Source organism: Rhizobium sp. SVR5-2C, assembly GCF_056755115.1.
The window spans coordinates 1-250 of the sequence record NZ_JBNDHT010000489.1; the positions used below are offsets into that span (position 1 = coordinate 1).

At 60.0% G+C, this 250-nt stretch carries 1 protein-coding gene; it reads right to left on the minus strand.

Going from position 1 to position 250, the window contains the following annotated elements; translation table 11 throughout:
• Window positions 1–250, minus strand: a 250-nt coding sequence (locus ACPYOI_RS36630; RefSeq protein ID WP_481424253.1) for an AMP-binding enzyme, incomplete at both ends; no start/stop codon positions are given.

The following is a 250-nucleotide window of genomic DNA, read 5'->3' on the forward strand; positions in this document are numbered from 1 at the left end:
GTCCGGCAGTTTAAATTCTGCAACGCCCTGCTCACGCAGGAAGCGGCGCACCTCCACCGCACGCAGTGGCTCTTTCACCACCAGATACGCGCAGCTCTTTTCACCCAGCAGGCTGTCCTCCATGCTCACCAGGGCCGCGTGGATCACCGCGTCGTGGCGCAGCAGCAGGTTTTCAATCTCTTCTGCGGCAATCTTTTCGCCGCCACGGTTGATCTGATCTTTCTCCCGTCCCTGAACGGTGATGTAGCCC